The following is a 26,301-nucleotide window of genomic DNA, read 5'->3' on the forward strand; positions in this document are numbered from 1 at the left end:
CTTCGTCACCGGATGGTGACCCGCCTCACGTCCGCGCGGCGTAGATTCGTGCCGACGCGGCGAGTGCGACATCCGGTCGACCTCGGGCGTCCGGGCCGGGGAACCCTTCGGCCCGTCGCAGCACCGCACCCCTGGAGGAGCACGATGCGCACCGCCCGACCGACCCGCCTTGCCGTCGCCCTGGGCGCCGGCGTCCTTCTCACCGGCGTGGGGGCGACCCCCGCCCTCGCCTCACCCGCCCACCCCGCTGGATGGACCGCCGAGCACGGCCTGCCCGGCGGATCCTTCCTCGTGGCCGGCGCGGAGGGTGAGACCGGCGCCTCCTTCGGCACCGAGTTCGAGGTGGACGAGTCCGACGTCCGCCTCACGGTGGCTCCGGCGATGGAGGGGGAGGCCCGCGGCGCCGAGACCGAGGTCCCGTTCACGTACGACGACGAGTTGGAGCGCGGTGACTTCGACGTCGCCGCGGCCCGGCGGAGCCTGGGCGAGTCGGGGACCGGTCCCGTCGTCTACACCCTCTACGTCCTGGGCGGCGAGGTGGCCGCCCTCACCTACGGTCCGGACGCCGACCTCACCGACGCTGACCCGGGCGAGCCGCTGCGCGCCGACCAGCGTCATGAGCTCGGCTTCCACATGCTCCCCACCGCCTGGGACACCACCCTGCTCGCGGCGCCGGGGGAGCGACACGTGTTCATCTCCTCGTACACGGGCGATGAGGCGGCGCCGCTGACGCTCGTCGCGGGCCCGGCCGAGGGCCGGGTCGTCGAGGTGACGGAGGAGGAGACCGGCGGGCCGCGCGGCTACGTGTACCAGGCGCCCGAGGGCTTCACCGGATCCGACACCGTCACCCTGCGGGCCACGAGGGACGGCGTGACGACGACGCGGACGGTGACCGTGCGGTTCGGCGATCCCCGCGTGGACCTCTACGACTGGGAGAACGGGCGGATCCCGGGGTTCGTGACCTTCCCCGTGGCCGGCCTGTTCGACGACGCTCCGGGCCAGCCGGCCGATCCCGACACTCCCACCTCGCCGGCGGAGCCCGAGACCCCTGCGGATCCGGCCGACGGCGAGCACACGGTGCCGGACACGGTCGAGACCGGGCGTGGTCCGGCGGCGTGGCCCGTCGCCGTCGCGGTGCTGGCCGCGGGCGTCCTGGCCGTGGTGCGCCGGCACCGCGTCGCCGCCTGACCGCGCGGGTCAGCGGGGCGCGAGCAGCGCGCTCTTCTCCGGGTGCTCGTCGAACCACTGGGCGACGTACCAGCACATCGGCACGATGCGGCGGCCCCCTGCGGGGCCGCCGTTCGTCGCGATGTCCTCGACGGCGCCCGCGGTCAGCGCGGCGGCGTGGCCCCGGCCGCGGTGCACCGGGATGGTGAACGCGCGGTTCAGGGAGACGGCCGCGCCGTTGTCCCGGAAGTCGAGGACGGCGAGCAGTGTGCCGCCGTCGTGGAGCTCGTAGCGGGACTCGGCGTCATTGCGGGTGACGGTGGGGGAGGTGCTCATGCCGGGGCAACCCCCGGTGGTCACGGGGTATTCCGACGCCGGCCGGCGGCGGGCTCCTACATGTAGTGGTCCGCGGGGGCCGGACACGCCGCTCGCGGACGTGGCGAACCCGACTTTCCGGCTGTGGGAACCCGGCCCCGAGATCTCCACCGGCTGTGGACAGTCGACCTCGGTCCCGGCGTGTCCCGCATGTCCGCGCGGATCGTCTCGCACAGCAGGGTGTGGACAGGATGGGCAGAGGGTGGGGATACGTAACTACAGCGGTGTGACTACTACATGTAGGGATGGTTCCCGGCTGTGATCACTAGATGTAGTATCGACGCAGATGTTCGGCACGCCCCGTGATTCACCTCGCGGGCGCCGCGCCGACACCCGCAGACCACCAGAGACCACGAAGGAACAGGGATCGCCATGACCGTCACCGTGTACACCAAGCCGGCCTGCGTGCAGTGCAACGCCACCTACCGTGCACTGGACAAGAAGGGCATCGCCTACGAGGTCGTGGACATGTCCCAGGACCCCGCCGCCCTCGAGCGCGTCCGTGCCCTCGGCTTCATGCAGGCCCCCGTCGTCGTCACCGAGACCGACTCCTGGTCCGGCTTCCGCCCGGACAAGATCGCCGAGCTCGCCGAGTCCGCCGCGGCATCGGTGGCCTGACCGGAGTCGACATGACCGTCGCCGCGGACCCGAGCCACATCCGCTCGGCCGAGGCGCAGGGGCTCGTCCCCACCGACGCGGGACTGATCTACTTCTCCTCCGCCTCCAACTACACGCACCGCTTCGTCGAGAAGCTCGAGCTGCCCGAGGACCGGGTGGCTCGACTGCCGTTGATCACCCGGGAGCCCACCCTCGGGGCCACCGCCCCGTACGTCCTGATGACCCCCACCTACGGCGGGGGCAGCGGGCCGGGCGCGGTCCCGAAGCAGGTGATCAAGTTCCTCAACGTCCCGGAGAACCGTCACTGGATTCGGGGTGTGATCGCGTCCGGGAACACCAACTTCCATGAGGGCTACTGCCTGGCCGGCTACATCATCTCCCGCAAGTGCCAGGTGCCCCTCATGTACAAATTCGAGCTGATGGGCACGCCCGACGACGTCGAACGCGTCCGCGGCGGCCTGGAAGGAATGTGGACATGACCACCACCGCACCCACCGAGGCGGACCTCATCCGCCAGGCGAAGAACATGCCCGCCGAGTGGCAGAACCTCGGCTACCACGAGCTCAACGCCATGCTGAACCTCTACGGCGCCGACGGTCGCATCCAGTTCGAGGCCGACCACGCGGCCGCGCGCCAGTACTTCCTGCAGCATGTCAACACCAACACGGTGTTCTTCCACGACCTGGAGGAGAAGCTCGACTACCTGCAGAAGAACGACTACTACGAGACCGAGACGTTCGAGCAGTACCCCTTCGAGTTCATCCGAGGCCTGTTCGACCGTGCCTACAAGGCCAAGTTCCGCTTCCCGACCTTCCTCGGCGCGTTCAAGTTCTACACCTCGTACGCCCTGAAGACCTTCGACGGCAAGCGCTACCTCGAGCGCTACGAGGACCGCGTCGCCGTCGTCGCCCTCCACCTGGCCCGGGGCGACCAGGAGCTGGCCACCCACCTGGTGGACGAGATGATCGCCGGCCGCTTCCAGCCGGCCACCCCCACGTTCCTCAACTCGGGCAAGAAGCAGCGCGGTGAGCTCGTCTCCTGCTTCCTGCTGCGCATCGAGGACAACATGGAGTCGATCGCCCGCGGCATCAACTCCGCCCTGCAGCTGTCCAAGCGCGGCGGCGGGGTGGCCCTCTCGCTGACCAACATCCGCGAGCACGGCGCGCCCATCAAGCAGATCGAGAACCAGTCCTCCGGCGTCATCCCCGTGATGAAGCTCCTCGAGGACTCCTTCTCCTACGCCAACCAGCTCGGCGCGCGCCAGGGCGCCGGCGCGGTGTACCTCAACGCGCACCACCCGGACATCCACCGCTTCCTCGACACCAAGCGCGAGAACGCGGACGAGAAGATCCGCATCAAGACCCTCTCCCTCGGCGTCGTGATCCCGGACATCACGTTCCAGCTGGCGAAGAAGAACGAGGACATGTACCTGTTCTCGCCGTACGACGTCGAGCGTGTCTACGGGGTGCCGTTCTCCGAGATCTCCGTGACCGAGAAGTACTACGAGATGGTCGACGACGCGCGGATCAAGAAGACCAAGATCAACGCGCGCGAGTTCTTCCAGACCATCGCCGAGATCCAGTTCGAGTCCGGCTACCCGTACGTCGTGTTCGAGGACACCGTGAACGCCGCGAACCCGATCAAGGGCCGCATCACCATGTCCAACCTGTGCTCCGAGATCCTGCAGGTCTCCGAGGCCTCCGAGTACAACGAGGACCTGAGCTACGCCCACGTGGGCCAGGACATCTCCTGCAACCTCGGCTCGATGAACATCGCCAAGACCATGGACTCGCCGGACTTCGGCCGGTCCGTGGAGACCGCGATCCGTGCGCTGACGGCCGTGTCGGTCATGTCCGACATCCAGTCGGTGCCGTCCATCGCCAAGGGCAACGCGGCCTCCCACGCCATCGGCCTGGGGCAGATGAACCTCCACGGCTACCTGGCACGCGAGCGCGTCCACTACGGCTCGGAGGAGGGCATCGACTTCACGAACATGTACTTCTACGCGGTGCTGTTCCACGCGCTGCGGGCCTCGAACCGGATCGCCATCGAGACCGGCCAGCGGTTCGGCGGGTTCGAGGACTCGAAGTACGCCTCGGGGGAGTTCTTCGACAAGTACACGGACCAGGAGTGGGCGCCCGCCACCGAGCGCGTCGCCGAGCTGTTCGCCGAGGCCGGCATCGCCCTGCCCACGCAGGACGACTGGCGTGAGCTGAAGGCCTCCGTCATGGAGCACGGCATCTTCAACCGCAACCTGCAGGCCGTCCCGCCGACGGGCTCGATCTCCTACATCAACAACTCGACCTCCTCGATCCACCCGGTGGCCTCGAAGATCGAGATCCGCAAGGAGGGCAAGCTCGGCCGCGTGTACTACCCGGCGCCGTACCTCACCAACGAGAACCTCGAGTACTACGAGGACGCGTACGAGATCGGCTACGAGAAGATCATCGACACGTACGCCGCGGCGACGCAGCACGTGGACCAGGGTCTGTCCCTGACGCTGTTCTTCAAGGACACGGCCACCACCCGTGACCTGAACCGCGCGCAGATCTACGCGTGGACGAAGGGCATCAAGACGATCTACTACATCCGCCTGCGCCAGCTCGCGCTGGAGGGCACCGAGGTCGAGGGCTGCGTGAGCTGCATGCTCTGACAGCCGGCCATTCGAGGCGGGAAATCCCGCGTATTCCGCGCTTCTGAGCGCGGGTGCGCTCGATTTCCCGCCGCGAAGCGGGGCGGCGCGCCTGGCCGGGCGGGGCGGGCCCACGACGTTGTGAGCCCGGACCTGCCCGAGTGGCTGCCGCTGCCCCTGCGGGCCTAGACTGTCCCGGACCCGCGCCCCGCTGACCGTGCTCCCGTGAGCCCCCGGAATCCGCGGATTCTCAACGAATTCTTCTGAAGGATGTGCCCTGCCGTGACCGAGACCCAGCAGTCCCACCTCGTCGAGGCGATCAACTGGAACCGCATTCAGGACGAGAAGGACGTGGAGGTGTGGAACCGCCTCGTCAACAACTTCTGGCTGCCGGAGAAGGTGCCGCTGTCCAACGACGTCCAGTCCTGGTCCCATCTCACGGATGAGGAGCGACTGCTCTCCATGCGCGTGTTCACGGGCCTGACGCTGCTGGACACGATCCAGGGCACCGTGGGCGCCGTCTCCCTCATCCCGGACGCCATGACCCCGCACGAGGAGGCCGTCCTCACGAACATCGCGTTCATGGAGTCGGTGCACGCGAAGTCGTACTCCTCGATCTTCTCCACGCTGGCCTCCACCCCGGAGATCGACGAGGCGTTCCGCTGGTCTCGTGAGAACCGGAACCTGCAGGCCAAGGCCCGCCTGATCGTGGAGCGCTATGACGGCCAGGATCCGTACAAGAAGAAGATCGCCTCCACCCTGCTCGAGTCCTTCCTCTTCTACTCGGGCTTCTACTGGCCCATGTACCTCTCCGGGCACGCCCGCCTCACCAACACCGCCGACCTGATCCGCCTGATCATCCGCGACGAGGCGGTGCACGGGTACTACATCGGCTACAAGTACCAGCGGAGCATCGAGACCCTGCCGGAGGAGAAGCGGGAGGAGCTCAAGGCGTTCACCTTCGAGCTGCTGTTCGAGCTGTACGAGAACGAGGTCGAGTACACCCATGACCTCTACGACGCCGTCGGTCTGGCCGAGGACGTGAAGAAGTTCCTGCACTACAACGCGAACAAGGCGCTGATGAACCTGGGCTACGAGCCCATGTTCCCGGCCGAGACCACGAACGTGAACCCCGCCATCCTCTCCGCGCTCTCCCCGAACTCGGACGAGAACCACGACTTCTTCTCCGGCTCCGGCTCCTCCTACGTGATCGGCAAGGCCGAGAACACCGAGGACGAGGACTGGGACTTCTGATCCCGTCCGCCTGAGCCCCGTCCCGACGACGGCCGGTCGCCTCCCCGCGGAGGCGCCCGGCCGTCGTCGTCTCGCGGGGGCATCACACGTCGACACCCGGGCCCGCAGTATGACGCTGCGCGTCACCGCCCTGCCCGATGGAGCGCACACGCTGCGATACGCTTGGGCCCAGCTTCAGGAGAAGCGGCTGTGGACCCCGCCTCGGCGGGTCCACGTGGTCCCACGACGAGCCGCTCGCCAACCCCATGTTCACGGGTGGCAACGGACCGAGAAGCGGCCTGCCTCCGCTGCGTGCAGACCCCTCGAGGGGAGCCCGCGGTGACTGGGGGACGGGCAAGAGCAGCGTTCGAAAGGATCCCGGCCTCCGGCTCGGGGCGTCTCTCGCCCCCCGCCCGCCGTGCTGTGCCCCGCGGGGAATCACCCACCGCACGGCCCACCCCGCACCGTTCCGCACCCGCCGTGCCCACCCGCGCCGGCGACGTCGCACCGTCCTCCAAGGAGAACCCCATGACGACCCCCTCGAACATCTCCCGCCGCTCCTTCGCCGGCCTGTCCCTGGCCGCCGTCGGCGCGTTCGCCCTGACCGCCTGCAACTCGCAGGCCGAGGAGAAGAGCGACGACGGCGCCCAGACCGTGCGCATCGGCGTCGTGTCCGAGAACGAGTCGCACCGCGCCCTGGTGAAGCTCGCGAAGGAGAAGCACGGCATCGACGTCGAGATCCGCAACTTCACCGAGTACACGCAGCCGAACCCGGCGCTGGACAACGGCGACATCGACATGAACTGGTTCCAGCACATCGCCTACTTGGCCGACTACAACCAGGCCTCCGGCAAGGACCTGACGATGATCGGGACCACCGAGATCATCCCGCTGCCCCTGTACTCCAAGAAGTACACGGACGTCTCCGAGTTCAAGAAGGGCGACACCGTCGCCATCCCGAACGACACCGTGAATCAGGCCCGTGCCATCAATGTGCTCGTCGCCGCCGGCCTGTTGAAGCTGTCCAATGAGACCATCCGCCCGGAGGTCCGCGACATCGACGAGGCCGCCTCCACCGTGACGGTGCAGCCCGTGGCCGCGCAGCAGACCGTGAACGCGCTCGAGTCCGTGCAGGGCGCGGTCATCAACAACACCTTCTCGGCGGACGCCGGCATCGACACGAACACCGCCCTGTTCAAGGACGACCCCGAGGACGACTCCGCCAAGCCGTACGTCAACGGCTTCGCCGTGCGTCGCGAGGACCGCGACAACGAGACCTACAAGAAGATCGCGGCCCTGTACCACGAGCAGCCCGTGCTGGATGAGTCCGCGAAGCTCTCCTCCGGCACGAGCGTGCCGGTGCAGCTCGATACCGCCCAGATCGACGAGACCCTGAAGCAGTACCAGGACGCGATCGCGAAGCAGGGCGCCTGATCCATGGCAGGTTCCCATACGTCCGACCGTGACGCGGTCACCCCGGGGCGCCCCTCCGCGGGCGCCCCGGGGGAGCCGGTCATCGTCTTCGACCACGTCAGCCGCGTCTACGCCGCCAAGAAGGGTGCCGGTGTGAAGGCCGTGGACGACGTCTCGCTCGCCGTGAACCGCGGCGAGGTCTTCGGCGTCATCGGCTTCTCCGGCGCCGGCAAGTCCACCCTGATCCGCATGATCAACGGGCTGGAGAAGCCGACGTCGGGCACCGTCACGGTGCTGGGCCAGCAGGTCTCCCATCTCTCCGAAGCGAAGCTGCGTCCGCTGCGCACCCGCATCGGCATGGTGTTCCAGCAGTTCAACCTGCTGACCTCCCGCACGGTGGCCGGGAACATCGAGTTCGCTCTGGACACGGCCGGCTGGCCGCGGTCCAAACGCCGCGCTCGCGTGGCGGAGCTGCTCGAGTTCGTCGGCCTGGCGGACAAGGCCAAGCACTACCCGGAGCAGCTCTCGGGCGGCCAGAAGCAGCGCGTCGGCATCGCCCGCGCCCTGGCCGCCGAGCCGGAGATCCTGCTCGCAGACGAGGCCACCAGCGCCCTGGATCCCTCGACGACGCACGAGGTGCTCTCCGTGCTGCGCCGCGTCAACGAGGAGCTCGGGGTCACGATCGTGGCCATCACCCACGAGATGGAGGTCATCCGCTCGATCGCCGACCGCGTCGCCGTGATGGACAGCGGCCGCGTGGTGGAGTCCGGCAAGGTCTACGACCTCTTCTCTCGGCCCGCCCACTCCGCCGACGCCGCGTCCTTCGTGGCCACGGCGCTCAAGGACCGGCCGAATGCCGAGGAGGTGGCCCGCATCCGGGCGCGCACCGAGGGTCGGCTGATCATGGTCTCGCTCAAGGACTCCGCCGCGGTCTCGGCGGTGCTCGGCACCGCATCGACGCGCGGCGTGGGCTTCGAGATCGTCCACGGCGGCATGTCCGCCACCAAGGACTCCGCGTACGGCCTGCTCACCGTGGCGCTCACGGGCGAGGCCGCCGCGGTGGACGCGTTTGTCGCGGACCTGGCCGGCGCCGGAGACGTGCAGGAGGTGCACCAGTGATCGACCGATTCCAGAACCTCGACTGGGGGTACTACGGCCCCGAGCTGATGACCGCCGTGGGGGACACCCTCTACATGGTCGGCTGGTCCTTCATCCTCGGCGGCATCCTCGGCCTGCTGGTCGGGCTCGTCCTCTACACCACGCGCCCGGGCGGCATCTTCGCCAACCGTGCCGTCTACCTGGTCACGAACTTCATCGTGAACCTCATCCGGCCCATCCCGTTCGTCATCCTCATCGCCGCCCTGCAGCCGCTGACCATCGCGGTGCTCGGCACCGGCATCGGCAACACCGCCGTGGTGTTCTGCATGATCTGGGCGTCCACGTTCGGCATCGCCCGCATCGTGGAGCAGAACCTCGTCTCGCTGGACCCCGGCGTGATCGAGGCCGCCCGCGCGATGGGCGCCTCCCGCATGCGGATCGTGCGCGCCGTGGTGCTGCCCGAGGCCCTCGGCCCGCTGATCCTCGGCTTCACGTTCGTGATCATCTCGCTCGTGGACATGTCCGCGATGGCGGGCATCATCGGCGGCGGCGGCGTCGGCAACTTCGCCATCGTGGAGGGCTACAACCGGTTCCGTCCGGAGGTCACCTGGCTGGCCGTGATCGTGGTGATCGTGTTCGTCCAGGCACTGCAGCTGATCGGCAACGGCATCGCCCGCAAGGTCATGCGCCGCTGAACCCCGGCTCGGTCCGCACGACGACGGCCGGTGACATCCCGCGGGGACGTCACCGGCCGTCGTCGTCGTTCTGGCAGACTTCGGCCCATGACCGACATCACCTCCACCCCCGCGACCTCCGTCGCCGACGATCCCCTGGCCTTCTACGTGCGCCTCGGCGAGCCCACCGTGGACGCCGACGGCGTCCGCACCTCCCGCGTGCGCTCCACCGTGCACGCCCAGGGCGCATGGCGGGAAGAGGAGATGCACATGGCCGCCGTCTCGGGCCTGCTGCTGCACGAGGTGGCCGCGCACGAGACCACTCCCGGGCTGCGGGTGGGACGGCTCTCCTACGACATCCTGGGCACGCTCTGGTCGGGCGAGCTCGAGGTGGTCACGCGCACCCTGCGTCCGGGCCGGACCATCGAGCTCGTCGAGTCCGTGCTCCACGCCCGGGGCCGCACCGTGCTGACCCTGCGGGCCTGGCTGCTGTCCACCTCGGACACCTCCGCCGTCGCCCAGCTGCCGGACGAGCCCCTCCCGCCGCGCTCGCAGGCGCAGTCGCACAACGCGCTCCACGGATGGGGAGGCGGGTACATCGCCTCTCTCAACGGCGTCATCCTGCCCGGCCACGGGCCGGGCCACGGCCGGGTGTGGCTCACCACGGACCGCGAGATGGTGGCGGGGGAGAGCACGAGCGACCTGGTGCGCCTGATCAGCCTCACCGATGCAGCCAACGGGATCGCCCCGGCCCTGCCGGCGAAGCCGGGCGGGTGGTTCTTCCCCAACGTGGACCTGCAGATCCACCTGTACCGCGAGCCCACCGGCCACTGGCTCGGCCTCGCGGGGCAGGTCACGGTGGGCCCGGACGGCGTGGGCCTGACCAGCACCGTCCTCCACGACGACGACGGCCCCTTCGCCCACGTCGAGCAGACCCTCACCCTGCGCTCCTGGCCGGTCGAGGGCGGCCTGTGAGCGTAGCCCCCCGGCTGCGCTGGGCTGTGCAGGAGCGGACCCTCGGGGCCGTCGAAGACCTCGACTGGGCCATGGGCGAGCTGGCCGTCTTCCGCGCCGCCGCGGCCGAGGGAAGGGCCCTCGACGATCTGATCCGCGTCTACGTGCCCGAACCGACGGTCGCGTTCGGCCAGCGCGACGCGCGGCTGCCCGGCTTCGCGGCCGCGGCTGCGGCGGCCCGGGCCCACGGCTTCGCGCCGGCGGTGCGCCGGGCCGGCGGGCGGGCGGCGGCCTACCATCACGGCTGCCTGGTGGTGGACCACCTGAGCCAGCAGGAGGACGCGGCGCTCACGCAGCAGGCCCGGTTCGCGGAGTTCGCCGACCTGTTCGTGCGGGCGTTCGCGCGCATGGACGTGCCCGCCTCCGTGGGCGAGATTCCGGGGGAGTACTGCCCGGGCGAGTTCTCCGTGCAGGGTCCTGCGCCGACATACCCGGTGAAGCTGGCCGGCTCCGCGCAGCGCGTGGTGAAGGGGGCGTTCCTGTTCTCCACCCACGTGGTGGTGTCCGACCCCGCTCCGCTGCGGGCCGTGCTCGTCGACGTCTACCGGGAGCTCGGTCTGGACATGGATCCCCGTACGGCGGGCGCGGCCGAGGACGTGCGTCCCGGGGTGAGCGTTCCCGCGTTCGCCGCGGCCCTGCGGGAGGAGTACACGGCGTGGGCGGCCGCCGCCGGGATCGAGGTCGTGGCCGAGCAGCTCGCCGTCCTCGGCGCGCGCACCTCCGGCTGAGGGCACGGACTGGCTGCGGGCGGGCCGTCAGGCCGTGTGGGCTGACCCCGTTTCGTAGGTCCAGTCGTTATGAGAGTCGTCCTGTTGCCCGCGGTCGCGGGCAGGGAGACTGGTCAGATCATGACGAACAGCAGGAAGCGTCACACCCCCGAGCAGGTCGTCCGTAAGCTCGGGCAGGCCGACAGGATGCTCGCCGATGGTCAGGACGTCGCGGCGGTGTGCCGGGAGCTCGGGGTGTCCGAGCAGACGTACTACCGGTGGCGGAACCAGTACGGCGGCCTCAAGGCCGAGGACGCAAAGCGCCTGAAGGAGCTGGAGAAGCAGAACGCGACCCTGAAGCGTCTGCTCGCGGAAGCGGAGCTGGAGAAGGCCGCGCTCAAGGAGCTGGCTGAGGGAAACTTCTAAGCCCGGACAGGCGCCGCGCCGCCGTCGATCACCTCAAGCGCAAGTTGCGGGTGAGCGAACGGATGGCGTGCCGTCTGGTCGGGCTGAGCCGCTCCGCGTACCGGCGACCGCTCAAGGGCGACACGGTCGCGGACCCGGATCGGGCGCTCAGGGAGTGGCTGCGCGCCTGGGCGAAGGACCATCCCCGCTACGGGTATCGGCGGGCGTATCACGACGCCCGCGCCGAGGGGTGGGTGGTGAACCACAAGAAGATCCAACGCCTGTGGCGTGACGAAGGGCTCCGGGTCCCGCAGCGGCGTCGACGCAAGCGCGTCGGGTCCTCGACCGTCGACGCGCCGACGGCGGACGCGCCGAACGTGGTGTGGGCGGTGGACTTCCAGTTCGACGCCGACGAGCACGGACGACCGATCAAGATCTGCTCGATCGTCGACGAACACACCCGGGAGTGCATCGGCGGGCTCGTGGAGCGCTCGATTACCGCCGACCGACTCACCGCCCACCTCGAGGACCTCGTCGCCGCCCGGGGCGCCCCGGCGGTGCTCAGGTCGGACAACGGGCCGGAGTTCATCAGCGAGGCGATGGCCGACTGGGCCGGCACCCGCACCGGCCTGTCCTACATCCCTCCGGGCTCGCCGTGGCGCAACGGGTACGTCGAGTCGTTCAACAGCCGGATCCGCGACGAGTGCCTCAACATCAACAGCTTCTACTCGCTGCTGCACGCACAGGTCATCATCGGCGACTGGAAGGACGAGTACAACCACCACCGCCGGCACTCCTCGCTCGGCTACCTAACCCCAGCCGAGTACGCTCGGCAGTGCACCCATCAAATGGAAACCGACGACTCACAGAACGTCCGGACCGAATGAAGGGGGCGGCTCACGTGAGATCCGCGATGATCTCCCGCTTGCGTCGCGGGGTGAAGCCGGCCGCCATGGCCGCCGCCCGGCGCGCCGCGTCCGTCCGGTACAGGGACCAGCCCCGCTGCACGAGGAACGGCACCGGCTTGCGGCGTTCGGCGACATCGCGCACGAACCGGCGGGCCGCCGTCGTGGTCCGCGCCTGGTCGATGTACCAGGCCGCGTAGTGGACCTCGGCCCGGTCCAGGGCGGCGGGCATGCGCTCGGCGAAGATGCCCTCCGCCACGATCACCCCGTCCGGCTCGAGCGCGACGGTGCTGTGCCCGCGGACGGAGGACGTGGAGATGTCGTAGTCGGGCACGCGCGTGGCGCCCTCCTCGAGCAGCTCGACGACGGCGTCCACGGCCGCCTGCTCATCCCATGTTCCGGGGTGGTCCCAGTCGATCTCGCCGTACGGGGTGCGCGGGAACACGGGGCCGGGCCCACCCGCGGCGCCGTCGTCGGACTGCGGACGGTAGAACGCATCGAGCGAGAGGTGGGGTCGGCCGTGCTGCCGGGCCAGGTAGGACTTGCCGGAGCCCGACGCCCCGCCGAGCAGGATCACGGAGGGAGGGGGCGAGGCGGGGAGGATGGTCACGGGGGACCATTCTTCCCCACCTCGGCGCGTCCTCAGTGGCCGCGGTCGATCCACTCCTGCAGGTGCGGCTTCTCCGTGCCGATCGTGGTGGAGTCGCCGTGGCCGGTGTGGACCACGGTGGCCTCCGGCAGCGAGAGCAGGCGCTCGCGGATGGACTCGATGATCGTGTCGAAGTCCGAGTACGAGCGGCCGGTGGCGCCGGGCCCGCCCTGGAACAGGGTGTCGCCGGAGAACACGACGCCGGTCGGGGCGCCGTCGTCGCCGGCCTCGCCCAGGGCGGGGGCGTACAGGCAGACCGAGCCGGGGGAGTGACCGGGGGTGTGCAGCACCCGCAGCTCGACGCCGGCCACGCGCAGGACGTCGCCCTCGGCGAGCGCGCCATCGGGCTCCTCGTCGGGGAAGACGTCGTCCCAGAGCATGCGGTCGGCGGGGTGGAGCAGCGCGGGGGCGTCCACCATCTGGCGGAACTCCTGGACCTGGCGGATGTGGTCGTCGTGGCCGTGGGTGAGGACGATGGCCAGCACCTGGCGGCCGTTCACCTTCTTCCAGACGGCCGAGGCATCATGGGCCGGGTCGATGACGACGCACTGCTCCGCGCCGCCGACGATCCACACGTTGTTGTCCACGTCGAACGTCTCCCCGTCCAGGGAGAACGTGCCGGAGGTGACCAGGTGATCGATGCGCGCCATCAGAGCACCACCACCGAGCGCAGGACGTCGCCGGACTTCATCGTCTCGAAGGCCTCGTTCACCTCGTCCAGGGCGATGGTCTCCGTGACGAACTCGTCCAGCGGCAGGCGGCCCAGGCGGTACTGGTCCACGAGCATCGGGAAGTCGCGCTCCGGCAGGCAGTCGCCGTACCACGAGGACTTCAGCGCGCCGCCGCGGCCGAAGACCTCCAGCAGGGGCAGCTTCAGCTCCATGCCGGGGGTGGGCACGCCCACCAGGACGACGCGGCCGGCCAGGTCCCGGGCGTAGAACGCCTGCTCGTAGGTCTCCGGGCGGCCGACCGCCTCGATGACCACGTCGGCGCCGAAGCCGCCGGTCGCCGCGCGGATGGCCTCCACGGGGTCCTCGTCCTTCGAGTTCACGGTGTGGGTGGCGCCGAGCTCCTCGGCCTTCGCGAGCTTCTTGGCGTCGATGTCCACCGCGATGATCGTGGTGGCGCCGGCGAGCTTCGCCCCGGCGATCGCGGCCACGCCGACGCCGCCGCAGCCGATCACGGCCACGGACTCGCCGAGCTTGACCTCGCCGGTGTTGATGGCCGCGCCGATGCCGGCCATGATCCCGCAGCCGAGCAGGCCGACCGCGGCCTGTTCCTTGGGAGTGTCGACGCCGTCGACCTGGGTGCACTGCTTGGCGTGGACGAGCGTCTTGTCCGCGAACGCCCCGATGCCCAGGGCCGGGGACAGCTCCGTGCCGTCCTCGAGGGTCATCTTCTGGGTCGCGTTGTGGGTGTTGAAGCAGTACTTCGGCTCGCCCTTCCGGCACGCGCGGCACTCGCCGCACACGGCGCGCCAGTTGAGGATCACGGTGTCGCCGACCTTGACGTGGTCGACGCCCTCGCCGATCGCGGAGACCACACCCGTGGCCTCGTGGCCGAGCAGGTACGGGTACTCGTCCCCGATCCCGCCCTGCTGGTAGTGCAGATCCGTGTGGCAGACGCCGCAGGTCTTGATGTCGACGACGGCCTCGCCGGGTCCCGGATCGGGGATGACGATGGTCTCGACGGTGACGGGGGCGTCCTTCGCCATGGCGACGACGCCGCGGACCTTCTGGGACACGTTGTTCCTCCTGGTGGTGGGGTTCTGCCCGACGCCGCGCATGCGTGGGGCGGCGCGGCGTGCGGGCTCGTTCTGCCCATCCCATCACAGGACCCTGTGCGACGCATCGGTGAGCAGCCGGGGGCCTGGTGTGTGGCGTCACCGCAGTGGCCGGGGGAGACTGCAACCTGAGCCGCAACATCGATGTGAACGGAGGGGCGAACCGTGGCACGACATGGCAGAGACGAGGACGAGGCCCACGAGGCTCCAGCCGGGGCTCCGGCCGGTGCCGGCACGCTCGCTCAGTGGCGCATCCCACTGGTGGGGCTGCTGATCGGCGTCGGGCTGGGCGTGGTGTTCGGACTGGGCACCGAGAGGCCCTGGGGCACCGTGATCGGCTGCGCGATGATGGGCTTCGCCCTCGGCATCGCGTGGATGTATGTCGAGCGCGGCCGGGACGGGAGGGACCGCTGACGTGTGCGGCCGCTACGTGATGGCCCGCGCCACGAGCGACCTGGTGGCCCTGGGCGATGCCGAGGCGAATGAGGACCTGGTGCTGCGCCAGAGCTGGAACGTGGCGCCGACAGCCGAGGTGCCGATCCTCGTGGCGCACGCGGACGACGTCGGCGCCGGAGGCACCCGTGGGGGCGACGGCGGTGCCGGGGTGACCCGGCGGATCCACGTGGCCCGCTGGGGCCTGGTGCCGCCGTGGGCGAAGGAGCTGTCCGTGGGGTCCCGTGCGTTCAACGCGCGCTCGGAGACCGTGGCCTCCAAGCCGACGTTCCGGGCCGCCGTCCGCGCCCGCCGCTGCGCCGTGCCGGTGGAGGGCTACTACGAGTGGAAGACGCCGGAGCCTGGTGCCAAGGGTCCCGACGGGCGGATCGCGAAGAAGCAGCCCTACTACGTGCACCCGGCCGGGGCCGGGGACGGCGAGGGACCGGTCATCTGGTTCGCCGGCCTGTACGAATGGTGGCAGGACCCCGAGGCCAAGGCCGCGGGGGAGGACGCCTGGGTCCTCTCGACGACGATCCTCACCATGGCCGCGCCCGACGCGGACGACGACGATCCGGTGCTCGCCGCGCTCGGCCAGCTGCACGACCGGCTGCCCGTGCCCATGGATGCCGAGACGATGGACCGGTGGCTCGCTCCGGACACGCTCGGGTCTGCCGAAGAAGCCGACGCCCTCGTGGGCCAGGTGTGCGCCGGCGCGTACGACGTCGCGGCGGGCTGGTCGCTGCGGCCCGTGGGGAGCGCCGTGGGGAACGTCCGGAACAACGGGCCAGAACTGATCCAGGAGATGAGAGAGCAGCAGGGAACGCTGCTCTGAGAGACGGGGCGACGGGGATGACCTGCCCGTGAGACGCGGAAGCGCGGTGCCGCGGTGAGGCCGGAGACGGTCATCTCCTGTTCACCCTGTCCGTGGGCGGCACCCCGGTGGCCGCCCTCGACGACGAGACCGCCGGCATTCCGGAGGGCAACAGAGGCCCCTCTGCCGGGCTCGTCTACGCGTGGGGCGAGCACAGCCGGGCCGACCCCGTGTTTGGGGACTACCCCGAGCGGGTCCTCGCGCTGAAGTACGCCGAGCCGGGCGTGGAGCTGCCATTGTGGTCCAAGCGCCAGGGCGACGACGCGTCGGTCGCGGAACTCTCGTGGGGTCCGCGCTGGGGCACCCTCTGGCGCGACACCGCGTTGGAATTTTCACCGGGTTTCACTACCTCGCCGACGCGACATACCCGACCGACGACCGCCTCGTTCGCGACTGGTCGCTGGACGGGGTGACCAGGAGTGAGGACGTCATTATCACCCAGGACGCGGAGCGGTCCGACGTCTTCGCACTCGTGGAGTCGCTCGCGGATGGGCAGAAGCCCCGGGCCCTGAACGTGCCGGCGGGGGAGGACGCCCACACGACCCCGGACACGGTCGAGACCGGGCGTGAGGTTCCGGCGGGCGCGCTCGGAGCGCTCGCGGCCCTCGGCGCGGGACTCGTGCTCATGGCCCGGGGGCGGGTGCGCCGGGTCTGACACACCCGGCCGACGAGGGGGCCGCGGGGCGGTGGACGGGAGACCGTCGGCCGCCCCGCGGTCTGTGCTCAGCCGGCCGGAGCGGATTCGATGGGGCCGGTGCAGCCCCAGGCTGAGGAGTCGACGCTGCAGTCATCGGCGACATTGCGGGTGATGGTGCGCCAGATATTCGCGGTGACAGGGGCCGAGTCGAGGCTGATGGTGCCCGGGATGAGCACCCACTCGCCCCCGGCCTCCCGGTATTCGCCGATGTAGACGGTGGTGAGGCGGACCGTGTACTGCCCGGTGTCCTCGTACACGTGGCTCGTGGGGGTGGGGACGTTGAACTCCGGCTGGCTCTGGCCTGCGACCGAGGTGGTCTTGGTGGGGGAGCCGTCCCCGTAGTCCCAGTGGAAGCTCACCGGCGTGGCGCGGAGTTCGACCTCGACCCCGTTGAGGGTGGTGACGAGCGTGCGTGTCTCGGCGTCTGCGTAGAAGTTGGTCTCCGCATTGCGGATCCCGCGTCCGCCATTGTCCGACCGGATCTCAGGCTCCAGCACGAGGAGCGTGCGGACCTCGTCGATGGAGACGGGCGGGGCGCCGTTGCTGGAGGCCTTGGCCGTCCAACATTTAGGGGCGCCATAGGCGGGATTAGCATCAGGCTGACGAGTGTCTACGGTCTGCGCCCGGATCCACGAACCCTCGGGGCAGAAGTTCGCCTCTTGCTCTCGACAACTCTCGAAATCCGGATTGCCCAGCTGCCCCGAGAAGCATGCACTGACCGTTTTGTGCTCTAGGTGTGGGTCCGGGCGGGCGGCGGTCGCTGAGTAATCAGTTGCAACAACTGAACTCGAGGTTGCTGAGTGTCTATCTGAGCATCTCTTATTCGCCGCAATGCCCTTTTTATTTATTGAGTAGTGGCTCTTCGAAGAAGTGCACGACTCGATGTCTCGTGCGTGTGAAGGGGTGGCGGCGGCAGTGGTAGGCACGAATAGGAGGCTGATCAATAATGCCACTAATACAATCCAGGTGCGCCCCATCAGTTAGATCCGATCGAACCTTCATATGACATCTCATCAACAATCCAGTGTGAAGATTCGGGGTTAAACGAGACCTCCGCGATCCAAGGCTGCTTGGAGGCCGCTTCAACATCTCCGTTCTCGGGAACAACCCCGCCCTTGGTGTATCCCGTTCCTGTGCCCGTAGTGACAAGGAGTGTCGAGACATACCCGGTTTCGGATCGATGAGTCAGAATCGAATCGATCTGTACCTCAGTGCCGGTGTACCACCCCCCGTCTTTGTAGATCATTTGCAGGTCGTTCGAGCTGAACTGGCAGAACTCGCAATACTCGCTGTAGAGAGAGTCGAGGAGTTCCGTGTCTCCGGTCTGCTCGGCATAGTAGTGCACGTCCCAGAAGTAGCGAATCGCCGCCTCGGCGCCCTCCTTGGTCTCTTCCTTCATGTCGGCGGGCATCTCCGGCTTGGGCACGCTCCGCGCGGGGCCGTCGGCAGACGCGGGCACGTATTCGCCGGACCCGCTCTCCGTGGCCGTGGGGGATGAGCTGACGCCTGCGGTCTCGCTCGTGCTCGCGGGCGCGGACGTCTCGACGGCGGGCTTGGCGGACGAGGGTGACGTCGTCGACGACTCGGCGGGCTCGGACTGCCCGCCGCAGGCGGTCAGTGCGAGCGCCAAGGCCACGCTGAGCGTGCCGGCCTGGGCGAATCGGTGGCGGCGCAGGGCGCGCCCGGGTGCGGTGAGAGACATTTCCCCTCCAACTGGACGTCCGTCGTGTGTCCGCGCCTCCCGCGCTGATCCCGCAGCGCGGTGCCCGTGGCATGCGAGGCCCGGTTGGTTCGGAGTATACGCAGACGGATTGTGGTCCTGCTCGCATTGTCCACAGGGCCGTGCCGACGCACTTCTTCCGGCCCAAGAGACGATTTTCTCGTGCATGTGCGCTCCAGGGTCGGATTCGAGGTCCCCGGCCAGGACTCGGCCAGCCGGTCTCACGAAAAGGGCGTTCCCGGCCTCGCTCGTCTCGGGGCGATGCGTCCTTAACGTGTCCGGCGGCCACCCTACCTTCGCACTCATCGCATTCGAACACATGTTCGAGTACGATCGGGGGTGCGGCCCCACCTTCCCACTTCTTCCCCGCGTCCGGTCCGCCGGACGGGCCGCGCTCCCATCGCCCGACGGCACCCCGTCGTCGGTCCGGTCAGCAGTGCACAGGGAGAGAAGCAGAATGGGAGTCCTCACACAGTCGGTGGCGGTGGAGTGCGGGGCAGACGGCACCCCGCAGGGGCTGCGCTGGAACGGGCGGGACTACGTCCTCGCAGAGCGCCCCGTGCGCTGGTTCGAGCGGCGCCGCTGGTGGGCGGAGGAGGTCCGCGCGGAGAAGGGCCGCGGCGCCGGTCTCGTCGACCACGAGATGTGGCGGCTGCAGGTCCGCCTGGCCCGGGCCGGCGCCGCGCCCCTGCAGACCCTCGACGTCGCCCACCACCTGGACTCCGGCCGGTGGCGGCTCGTGCGCGTCCACGAGCACGCCCAGGACCTGAGGCGGTCGGCATGAGCCAGGCCGCCGCGGCCGGACGCACCGCCGCACCCTTCGCCCACCTGCACGTCGCCTCCGCGTTCAGCGCCCACCATGGGGTCAGCTGGCCCGAGGACCTCGTGGCCGCCGCCGCGGCCGCGGACATGGACCTGCTGGCCTGCACCGACCGGGACGGGCTCTACGGCATGGCCAAGCACGTGGGCGCCTGCCTGCGCCACGGCATCACCCCGATCGTGGGCGTGGACCTGGCCGTCCGGTGGAGCGAGGACGGGGACGCCGGCCGCGTGGTCGTGCTCGCCCGAGGAGGCTGCCACGGCTCCGGCTACCGCTCCCTGTGCGAGCTCGTCTCCGCCGCCCACGCCCGCACCACCGGGGGAGCGGCAGGCGGCAGCCCCTGGGCCAGCGTCGCCGAGCTCGCCGCCGCGGCGGCCGGCCGAGTCCCCACCGCCGCCAACCGGGACAACCCGTCCACCCCCGAGCTGTTCGTCCTCCTCGGCCCGGACTCGGACGTCGGCCGCCACCTGGCCCGCCGCCGGTACGCGGCCGGCCTCGCCGCCCTGCACCGCTGGAAGGCGGCCCTGCCCGCAGGCAGCCCCCACGCCGACGTCGTCACCCACCTCTCCGCCCCCGGCCGCCGCCTCGACACCGGGCACGCCGTGAAGACCCTCCGCGCCGCCCGCCAGGCCCGCATCCCCGCCGTCCTGACCAACGCCGTGCGCTACGCGGCCCCGGACGGTGCCGCCACCGCGGACGTCCTCGACGCCGTCCGTGCCCTCAGCTCCCTCGACGCCCTCCACGACCTGCAACCCAACGGGCAGGGCTGGCTCAAGTCCACCGCCGCCATGCACCGCATCGCCCACGAGGTCGCCTTCGCCGCCGACGACCGCCCCGCCCCCCTGCTCGAGGCCACCCGCCGCCTCGCCGAGGCCTGCGCACTCGACCCCGAGACCGACCTCGGCTGGGGCGTGCCCCGCGTCCCCGAGGCCGCCGTCATCGGCATCGACGGCCCCCCGGAGCACGTGCTGCGCGAGCGCACCCGCACCGGCCTCCTCGCCCGCTACCCCCACCTCCACACCGGGGGAGGCCTCCCCGGCACCAGCCAGGCGGCCCGAGACCTGCAGGACCGCGCCGAGCACGAGCTCGGCATCATCACCCGACTCGGCTTCTCCTCCTACTTCCTCACCGTGGCCGCCGTCGTCGACCTCATCGAGGGCATGGGCATCCGCGTGGCCGCCCGCGGCTCCGGCGCCTCCTCCCTCGTCAACCACGCCCTGCGCATCTCCCATGTCGACCCCATGGCCAACGGCCTGATCATGGAGCGCTTCCTCTCCACCGACCGCTCCACCCTCCCGGACATCGACATCGACGTGGAGTCCGCCCGCCGCCACGAGATCTACCACGCCGTCGTCGAGCGCTTCGGCGCCGAGCGCACCACCCTCATGAGCATGCAGAACGCCTACCGGGCCCGCGGCGCCGTCCGCGACGCCGGCCTCGCCCTCGGCATGCCCGAACCCGAGGTGGACGCCATCGCCAAGCAGCTCTGGCGCTTCTCCGCCTCGAACTTCCGCGAGGCACTCCAGCGCATGCCCGAACTCGGCGGCCTCTCCCGCCGCATCGAGTCCGGCCGCGCCGAGGGCGACCGCCAGCTGGACCTGCTCGTCGACCTCACCGAACGCCTCGACCGCCTGCCCCGCCACATCTCCATGCACCCCTGCGGCGTCATCCTCGGCGACGCCACCCTGCTGCACCGCACCCCCGTCCAGCCCTCCGGCATGGGCCTGCCCATGAGCCAGTTCGACAAGCACGACATGGACCCCATGGGCTTCCTCAAGCTCGACATCCTCGGCGTGCGCATGCAGTCCGCCATCGCCTACACGATCGCCGAGGTCGAACGCACCACGGGCGAGCGCATCGACCTCGAACAGGTGCCCCTCGACGACCCCGCCACCTACGCGATGATCCGCACCACCCACACCCTCGGCTGCTTCCAGATCGAGTCCCCGGGCCAGCGCGAACTCGTCGGCAAACTCGCCCCCCGCGAGTTCAACGACCTCACCGTGGACATCTCCCTCTTCCGCCCCGGCCCCATGCAGTCCGACATGGTCCGACCCTTCCTTGAACAGCGGCACGGCTGGGCACCCGCCCACTACCCGCACCCCGACCTGCGGCCCGTCCTCGCCGAGACCCACGGGGTCACCGTCTTCCACGAACAGGTCCTGCGCACCATGGACGTCATGACCGGCTGCGGACTGGCCCGCGCCGACGAGCACCGCCGCCTCCTCGGCGGCCCGCAGGAACACCTCGTCGAAGAGGCCTTCCGCACCGGCGCCCTCGCCCGCGGCTACTCCCTCGACGTCATCGACGAGGTCTGGGCCACCCTCTCCGCCTTCGGCTCCTTCGGCTTCTGCAAGGCCCACGGCGCCGCCTTCGCCGTCCCCACCTACCACTCCGCCTGGCTCAAGACCCACCACCCCGCCGCCTTCATGGCCGCCATCCTCGAACACGACCCCGGCATGTACCCCGCCCGCCTCATGGTCGCCGAGGCCCGCCGCATGGGCATCCCCGTCCTCCCCGTGGACGTCAACGCCTCCTCCCGCCACGTCCACGTCGAGTGGGTCCCCGCCCACCCCGAGATCGACGACGGCGCCCCCGGCCGCTGGGGCATCCGCCTGCCCCTCACCAGCCTCTCCGGACTCAGCGAAGCCGAGACCGACCGCCTCGACGCCGGCCGCCCCTACCGCTCCCTCGCCGACGTCCGCGACCGCGCCCGCCCCACCGCCCGCAACCTCGAACGCCTCGCCCAGCTCGGCGCCCTCGACTGCCTCCTCCCACCCGGCGGCGCCTCCCGCACCGACCTCGTCCACCACCTCGAACTCCAGCACTCCACCACCCGCGGCACCGCCCCCGGCCGCACCGCCCCGCGCTCGCGGTCCGCCCGTCCACGGCAGGTGGAGGGCCAGCTGGCCCTGGACCTGCCGGACACCGAGCTCACCGCCCTCGCCCCGCTCTTCCCGGACCCGGGCCCGGCCGCCCGGGTCCGCACCGAGCTGGAGCTCACCGCCCTGGACGTCACCGCCCACCTCATGGACTCCCACGCCCCGTACCTGGACGCGCTCGGCGTCACCCGGGCGAAGGACCTGCTCGGGCTGCGCACGCAGTCCCGGGTGCTCGTGGCAGGGGTGCGCGTGGCCACCCAGACCCCGCCCATGCGCAGTGGCAAGCGGGTGGTGTTCCTCTCCGTGGACGACGGCACCGGCTGCGTGGACGCCTCCTTCTTCACGGAGGCCCAGCACGCCTCGGGAGAGATGCTCTTCTCCGCCCGCCTCCTGCTGATCGAGGGCACCGTCCGGCGCACCGGCGACCGGGCCGTGTCCGTCCAGGCCGTGCGCGCCTGGGACCTGCACCGGCCCGAGACGCTCCCGGACCCCGACTACCTGGACGCCACCCGGCAGCAGTGGCGGGACTGGCTCGCGGCGGACCGCCGAGCCGCCGCCGCGCGCCGCAGCAGCCGGGCGGGCACCGGGGCGCAGCCCCTGCCGGACATCCCGCACCACGGCACGGGCGGCTGGCCCGTGAAGGTGCGCACCGACGTCGGACCGGCCGGCGGGGCCCGCCCCGGCCGCACGGCACCCGATCGGCCCGCGCCGGAGCACACCCCGATCCCGGTGCCCCACCCGGAGACGTGGGAGCTGCTGCCCACCCCGGACAGATGAGACCGTCCGCCTCCGTGCCCCGCCGTCCGGCCGCGCCCCTAGAATGGGACGCGGCCGACGGTGGCCCCCGTACGCCACCGATCCCGAAGCCAGACCTCGAAGGAGCACCGTGTCGGAGCCGAAGAACATCCTGCTGACCGTGGACGGAGAGCTGCGGGAGGTGACGCACGGCACCACCGGCCTCGACCTCTTCCGCGAGAAGCCGACCACCGCCGTGATGCGGGTGGACGGCCTGCTCTGGGACCTGGCCCGCGAGATCCCCGCCGGCGCATCCGTCGAGTCGGTGGACATCACGGAGCCCGAGGGACTCGAGGTGCTGCGGCACTCCACCGCCCACGTGATGGCCCAGGCCGTGCAGCAGCTGCGCCCGGGCGCCAAGCTCGGCATCGGCCCGTACATCACGGACGGCTTCTACTTCGACTTCGACGTCGACGAGCCCTTCACCCCCGAGGACCTCAAGCAGATCTCCTCGCTCATGCAGAAGATCGTGAAGTCCGGCCAGACCTTCCGCCGCCGCGTCGTGGACGAGGAGACCGCCCGCGCCGAGATGGCGGAGGAGCCCTACAAGCTCGAGCTGCTCGGCAAGAAGGACGCCGCGGACACCGCCGGCGAGGGCGCCTCCGTGGAGGTCGGGGCCGGGGAGATCACCATCTACGACAACGTGGACCGCAAGACCGGCGACGCCGTGTGGTGCGACCTCTGCCGCGGCCCGCACCTGCCCTCCACCAAGCTCATCGGCAACGGCTTCGCGCTCACCCGCTCCGCCGCCGCCTACTGGCTCGGCAATGAGAAGAACAAGCAGCTGCAGCGCATCTACGGCACCGCCTGGGCCAGCAAGGACGACCTCAAGGCCTACCAGGAGCGTCTCGCCGAGGCCGAGCGCCGCGACCACCGCAAGCTCGGCGCCGAGCTGGACCTGTTCTCCTTCCCGGACGAGCTCGGCTCCGGCCTGCCCGTGTTCCACCCGCGCGGCGGCATCATCCGCAAGGAGATGGAGGACTACTCCCGTCGGCGCCACACCGAGGCCGGCTACGAGTTCGTCTACACCCCGCACATCACCAAGCAGCACCTCTACGAGGTGTCCGGCCACCTCGACTGGTACGCGGACGGCATGTTCCCGCCCATGCACATCGACGAGGTCCGTGATCCCGAGACCGGCGAGATCACCCGCCAGGGGCAGAACTACTACCTCAAGCCGATGAACTGCCCCATGCACAACCTGATCTACCGCTCCCGCGGCCGGTCCTACCGTGAGCTGCCGCTGCGGCTGTTCGAGTTCGGCTCCGTGTACCGGTACGAGAAGTCCGGCGTGGTGCACGGGCTCACGCGCGTGCGCGGCATGACCCAGGACGACGCCCACATCTACTGCACCCGCGAGCAGATGAAGGAGGAGCTGACCACCACGCTCAACTTCGTCCTCGACCTGCTCAAGGACTACGGCCTCAACGACTTCTACCTCGAGCTCTCCACGAAGGACCCGGAGAAGTTCGTCGGCTCCGACGAGATCTGGGAGGAGGCCACCCGCACCCTCGCCGAGGTCGCGGAGGCCTCCGGTCTGCAGCTCGTCCCGGATCCGGGCGGCGCCGCGTTCTACGGCCCGAAGATCTCGGTCCAGGCCCGGGACGCCATCGGCCGCACGTGGCAGATGTCCACCATCCAGCTGGACTTCAACCTGCCCGAGCGCTTCGACCTCGAGTACCAGGCCGCCGACGGCACCCGTCAGCGCCCCGTGATGATCCACCGCGCCCTCTTCGGCTCCATCGAGCGCTTCCTGGGCGTCCTCACCGAGCACTACGCCGGCGCGTTCCCGGCCTGGCTTGCCCCGGAGCAGGTCGTGGCCATCCCGGTGGCCGAGGCATTCAACGACTACCTGGACGACGTCGTCGCGAAGCTGCGCGCCGAGGGGATCCGGGCGCGCCTGGACGACTCCTCGGACCGCTTCCCGAAGAAGATCCGCACCGCGGCCAAGGAGAAGGCGCCGTTCGTGCTGATCGCCGGCGGCGAGGACAGGGAGGCGAACGCCGTGTCCTTCCGCTTCCGCGACGGCACCCAGGACAACGGCGTGCCGGTGGAGGAGGCGATCGAACGCATTGTGAAGGCGGTGCGCGAGCGCGAGGTCACCCCATGACCAGCCCCGGCACCGGCGGATCCGACGCGCGGGCGCAGGCCCGCGCGTCGGCGGACGCCGCCGCCACGGACGGCTTCGAGCTGCCCGGCGCCCCGGACGCCTTCGAGCGGTTCTGGAACGCCCACCGCATGGCGTACGTGTCCAAGGGGACGGGCCAGGTCAAGGACGAGCACACCTGCCCGTTCTGCGCGGCCCCGCAGCGCGACGATGAGGACTCCCTCATCGTCCACCGCGGCCGCACCGCCTACGTGGTGCTGAACCTGTACCCGTACAACCCCGGTCACCTGCTCGTCTGCCCCTACCGCCACGTGCCCCTGTACACGGACACCACCACGGAGGAGGCCGCCGAGATGGCGGAGCTGACCCAGACGGCGATGCTCGCCCTCGGCCAGGCCGCCGGCGCGTCCGGCTACAACCTCGGCATGAACCAGGGGGCGGTGGCCGGCGCCGGGATCGCGGCCCATCTGCACCAGCACGTGGTGCCGCGGTGGACCGGCGACGGCAACTTCCTGCCGATCATCGCCCGGACCAAGAACATGTCGCAGACCCTGGGGGAGACCCGTCAGATCCTCGCGGACGTCTGGGACCGGGCCGCCCAGGACCACGCCGCGCGCCAGGCGGCCAACGCCCGTGCCGCGGGCGAGCACCCTCGCCCGGGGGCCGGAGGCCCCGCCTGATGCTGGACCGTCACGCGCGCGACCTCACCACCCGTCTGTTCACCCCGGTGGCCCATACGCTCCTGCGGGCCGGGGTCAGTCCGGACACCGTGACAGTCGTCGGCACGCTCGGCGTGAGCCTGGGCGCGCTCGTGCTCTTCCCCCTGGGGCACCTGTTCTGGGGCACGCTCTTCATCACCGCGTTCGTGTTCTCGGACCTGGTGGATGGGATCATGGCGCGCGAGGCCGGGTCCACCGGCCGCTGGGGCGCGTTCCTCGACTCCACCCTGGACCGTGTGCAGGACGCGGCCGTGTTCCTCGGGCTGTGCCTGTGGGGCTTCGGCGTCGGCGCCGCACCCGCGGTCGGCGCGCTCTCCGGGGCCTGCCTCGCCCTGGGCATGCTCGTCTCCTACGTGCGTGCCAAGGCGGAGGCCCTCGGCTGGAGCGCACACGTGGGCATCGCCGAGCGCGCCGAACGGCTCGTGGCCGCCCTCGTGGTCGCCGGCCTCACCGGCCTCGGTCTGCCCCCGGTCGTCCTGGCCGTCACCTTGGGGCTGCTCGCCGCCGCGTCCCTGGTCACCGTCGGCCAGCGCATGGCCGCGGTGCGCCGCCAGGCGCGCGACGACGCCTGACCGGCCCGGC

The 26,301-nt window shown here is 70.3% G+C and carries 26 protein-coding genes; 20 read left to right on the plus strand and 6 right to left on the minus strand.

Annotated elements, in window-relative coordinates:
• Positions 1-144: 144 nt before the first annotated feature.
• Positions 145-1,188, plus strand: coding sequence for a hypothetical protein (locus B1A86_RS05105; protein WP_078026101.1), 1,044 nt, complete (start codon positions 145-147; stop codon positions 1,186-1,188).
• A 9-nt stretch (positions 1,189-1,197) separates the two neighbouring features.
• Here the strand turns inward: B1A86_RS05105 and B1A86_RS05110 are convergent, their stop codons facing one another.
• On the minus strand, positions 1,198-1,503 hold the full coding sequence (locus B1A86_RS05110) for a GNAT family N-acetyltransferase (protein WP_036338933.1): 306 nt from the start codon (positions 1,501-1,503) through the stop codon (positions 1,198-1,200).
• A 411-nt stretch (positions 1,504-1,914) separates the two neighbouring features.
• Here B1A86_RS05110 and nrdH point away from each other — a divergent pair, with 411 nt between their 5' ends.
• The 10 genes from nrdH to B1A86_RS05160 all read left to right on the plus strand — a co-directional run bounded on the left by nrdH (position 1,915) and on the right by B1A86_RS05160 (position 12,223).
• Positions 1,915-2,160 carry a glutaredoxin-like protein NrdH gene (gene nrdH, locus B1A86_RS05115; protein ID WP_036313172.1) on the plus strand — a complete coding sequence of 82 codons (246 nt, stop codon included), beginning with the start codon at positions 1,915-1,917 and terminating at the stop codon, positions 2,158-2,160.
• An 11-nt stretch (positions 2,161-2,171) separates the two neighbouring features.
• The gene (gene nrdI, locus B1A86_RS05120) at positions 2,172-2,639 is read left to right on the plus strand and encodes a class Ib ribonucleoside-diphosphate reductase assembly flavoprotein NrdI (RefSeq protein WP_078026102.1); all 468 of its coding nucleotides are present in this window, start codon (positions 2,172-2,174) and stop codon (positions 2,637-2,639) included.
• 47 nt (positions 2,640-2,686) lie between these two features.
• Positions 2,687-4,813, plus strand: coding sequence for a class 1b ribonucleoside-diphosphate reductase subunit alpha (nrdE, locus tag B1A86_RS05125; RefSeq protein WP_180537555.1), 2,127 nt, complete (start codon positions 2,687-2,689; stop codon positions 4,811-4,813).
• 249 nt (positions 4,814-5,062) lie between these two features.
• Complete coding sequence (gene nrdF / locus B1A86_RS05130; protein ID WP_152743901.1) at positions 5,063-6,046, plus strand: class 1b ribonucleoside-diphosphate reductase subunit beta; 984 nt, start codon at positions 5,063-5,065, stop codon at positions 6,044-6,046.
• Between the two features lie 507 nt (positions 6,047-6,553).
• The gene (locus B1A86_RS05135; RefSeq protein WP_073115374.1) at positions 6,554-7,459 is read left to right on the plus strand and encodes a MetQ/NlpA family ABC transporter substrate-binding protein; all 906 of its coding nucleotides are present in this window, start codon (positions 6,554-6,556) and stop codon (positions 7,457-7,459) included.
• 3 nt (positions 7,460-7,462) lie between these two features.
• Positions 7,463-8,557, plus strand: coding sequence for a methionine ABC transporter ATP-binding protein (locus B1A86_RS05140; RefSeq protein ID WP_078026103.1), 1,095 nt, complete (start codon positions 7,463-7,465; stop codon positions 8,555-8,557).
• Positions 8,554-9,231, plus strand: a complete 678-nt coding sequence (locus tag B1A86_RS05145) for a methionine ABC transporter permease (protein ID WP_036313181.1) — start codon at positions 8,554-8,556, stop codon at positions 9,229-9,231. Before B1A86_RS05140 ends, B1A86_RS05145 begins: the two co-directional genes overlap by 4 nt.
• 87 nt (positions 9,232-9,318) lie before the next feature.
• Complete coding sequence (locus tag B1A86_RS05150; RefSeq protein ID WP_078026104.1) at positions 9,319-10,185, plus strand: thioesterase family protein; 867 nt, start codon at positions 9,319-9,321, stop codon at positions 10,183-10,185.
• Positions 10,182-10,952 (plus strand): lipoate--protein ligase, encoded by a 771-nt coding sequence (locus B1A86_RS05155; RefSeq protein ID WP_078026105.1) that lies wholly within the window; start codon positions 10,182-10,184, stop codon positions 10,950-10,952. The genes B1A86_RS05150 and B1A86_RS05155 overlap by 4 nt, the downstream gene beginning before the upstream one ends.
• A 120-nt stretch (positions 10,953-11,072) precedes the next feature.
• Positions 11,073-12,223, plus strand: a protein-coding gene (locus B1A86_RS05160; RefSeq protein ID WP_145930913.1) for an IS3 family transposase whose coding sequence is annotated in 2 segments (ribosomal slippage) — positions 11,073-11,343 and positions 11,343-12,223 — 1,152 coding nt in all. Because the reading frame shifts where the segments join, the coding sequence is not laid out codon by codon here.
• Between the two features lie 10 nt (positions 12,224-12,233).
• On the opposite strand, the gene B1A86_RS05165 is transcribed toward B1A86_RS05160, so the two are convergent.
• Genes B1A86_RS05165 through B1A86_RS05175 form a run of 3 tightly spaced genes read right to left on the minus strand, consistent with a single transcriptional unit; the run spans position 12,234 to position 14,634 of the window.
• Positions 12,234-12,851, minus strand: a complete 618-nt coding sequence (locus B1A86_RS05165) for a uridine kinase (RefSeq protein WP_078026247.1) — start codon at positions 12,849-12,851, stop codon at positions 12,234-12,236.
• A gap of 32 nt (positions 12,852-12,883) precedes the next feature.
• Entirely contained in the window at positions 12,884-13,540 is a 657-nt protein-coding gene (locus B1A86_RS05170) for an MBL fold metallo-hydrolase (protein ID WP_036338953.1), read from the minus strand.
• Positions 13,540-14,634, minus strand: coding sequence for an S-(hydroxymethyl)mycothiol dehydrogenase (locus tag B1A86_RS05175; protein WP_078026248.1), 1,095 nt, complete (start codon positions 14,632-14,634; stop codon positions 13,540-13,542). Before B1A86_RS05175 ends, B1A86_RS05170 begins: the two co-directional genes overlap by 1 nt.
• A 204-nt stretch (positions 14,635-14,838) precedes the next feature.
• On the opposite strand from B1A86_RS05175, the gene B1A86_RS05180 reads away from it, so the two are divergent.
• From B1A86_RS05180 to B1A86_RS05195, 4 genes are all read left to right on the plus strand, one after another.
• Complete coding sequence (locus B1A86_RS05180) at positions 14,839-15,087, plus strand: hypothetical protein (protein ID WP_036313195.1); 249 nt, start codon at positions 14,839-14,841, stop codon at positions 15,085-15,087.
• A gap of 1 nt (position 15,088) precedes the next feature.
• Positions 15,089-15,940, plus strand: a complete 852-nt coding sequence (locus tag B1A86_RS05185) for an SOS response-associated peptidase (protein WP_078026249.1) — start codon at positions 15,089-15,091, stop codon at positions 15,938-15,940.
• A gap of 107 nt (positions 15,941-16,047) precedes the next feature.
• Positions 16,048-16,392 (plus strand): hypothetical protein, encoded by a 345-nt coding sequence (locus B1A86_RS05190; RefSeq protein WP_230297498.1) that lies wholly within the window; start codon positions 16,048-16,050, stop codon positions 16,390-16,392.
• Positions 16,389-16,634 (plus strand): hypothetical protein, encoded by a 246-nt coding sequence (locus B1A86_RS05195; protein WP_036381645.1) that lies wholly within the window; start codon positions 16,389-16,391, stop codon positions 16,632-16,634. Before B1A86_RS05190 ends, B1A86_RS05195 begins: the two co-directional genes overlap by 4 nt.
• Positions 16,635-16,702: 68 nt before the next feature.
• On the opposite strand, the gene B1A86_RS05200 is transcribed toward B1A86_RS05195, so the two are convergent.
• Both B1A86_RS05200 and B1A86_RS05205 read right to left on the minus strand, forming a co-directional pair.
• Entirely contained in the window at positions 16,703-17,173 is a 471-nt protein-coding gene (locus B1A86_RS05200) for a PKD domain-containing protein (protein ID WP_004167595.1), read from the minus strand.
• A 479-nt stretch (positions 17,174-17,652) separates the two neighbouring features.
• Positions 17,653-18,378 carry a DUF6318 family protein gene (locus B1A86_RS05205; protein WP_078026250.1) on the minus strand — a complete coding sequence of 242 codons (726 nt, stop codon included), beginning with the start codon at positions 18,376-18,378 and terminating at the stop codon, positions 17,653-17,655.
• A 475-nt stretch (positions 18,379-18,853) separates the two neighbouring features.
• On the opposite strand from B1A86_RS05205, the gene B1A86_RS05210 reads away from it, so the two are divergent.
• The 5 genes from B1A86_RS05210 (at position 18,854) to pgsA (ending at position 26,291) form a co-directional block, all read left to right on the plus strand.
• Positions 18,854-19,180 carry a DUF6504 family protein gene (locus B1A86_RS05210; protein WP_036338972.1) on the plus strand — a complete coding sequence of 109 codons (327 nt, stop codon included), beginning with the start codon at positions 18,854-18,856 and terminating at the stop codon, positions 19,178-19,180.
• The gene (locus B1A86_RS05215) at positions 19,177-22,875 is read left to right on the plus strand and encodes a DNA polymerase III subunit alpha (protein ID WP_138976796.1); all 3,699 of its coding nucleotides are present in this window, start codon (positions 19,177-19,179) and stop codon (positions 22,873-22,875) included. Before B1A86_RS05210 ends, B1A86_RS05215 begins: the two co-directional genes overlap by 4 nt.
• A gap of 109 nt (positions 22,876-22,984) precedes the next feature.
• Positions 22,985-25,003: a threonine--tRNA ligase gene (gene thrS, locus B1A86_RS05220; protein ID WP_078026251.1), complete on the plus strand. Its 2,019-nt coding sequence runs from the start codon at positions 22,985-22,987 to the stop codon at positions 25,001-25,003.
• Complete coding sequence (locus B1A86_RS05225; RefSeq protein ID WP_078026252.1) at positions 25,000-25,680, plus strand: HIT domain-containing protein; 681 nt, start codon at positions 25,000-25,002, stop codon at positions 25,678-25,680. The genes thrS and B1A86_RS05225 overlap by 4 nt, the downstream gene beginning before the upstream one ends.
• Complete coding sequence (gene pgsA, locus B1A86_RS05230; protein WP_078026253.1) at positions 25,680-26,291, plus strand: phosphatidylinositol phosphate synthase; 612 nt, start codon at positions 25,680-25,682, stop codon at positions 26,289-26,291. Before B1A86_RS05225 ends, pgsA begins: the two co-directional genes overlap by 1 nt.
• The last annotated feature ends 10 nt before the right edge of the window (positions 26,292-26,301 follow it).

The sequence above is a fragment of the Micrococcus sp. KBS0714 genome (genome assembly GCF_002008305.4).
Taxonomy (GTDB): Bacteria; Actinomycetota; Actinomycetes; order Actinomycetales; family Micrococcaceae; genus Micrococcus; species Micrococcus luteus.